Raw genomic sequence first — 314 nt, forward strand, 5'->3', positions numbered from 1 at the left:
CTGGGTCTTCTGCGAGCGGGACTCCTCGCCCGCCCGCTCCTCCTCGGGCACCGACGGGTCCCACTCGATCCGCTGCGAGAGCGTCTCACCGAGCCTGCTGGTCTCGAAGTGCCCGGTGGAACGAGCGGTCGCCGCCCGGCCGGGGCCCTCCGACACCGACACCTTCGTCGACTTGACGGCCATACCGGCCGCGTCCTCGATGCCCTCGATGTCACCGGCCCCGGTCAGGGTGTGCTCGGTGACCTGGCTCTTGCCGTCCGCACCCGTCGTCGTGACCGTCACCGGCAGCGAGAACCGGTCGTCGTACACCGTCT

General features: G+C 70.7%; 1 protein-coding gene. It reads right to left on the minus strand.

Features of this window, described 5'->3' with window-relative positions:
- A partial coding sequence (locus AA75_RS49350; RefSeq protein ID WP_158515505.1) for a hypothetical protein occupies positions 1-314 on the minus strand: 314 nt, incomplete at both ends.

The organism is Kitasatospora sp. MBT63, from assembly GCF_000710465.2.
GTDB lineage: Bacteria > Actinomycetota > Actinomycetes > Streptomycetales > Streptomycetaceae > Kitasatospora.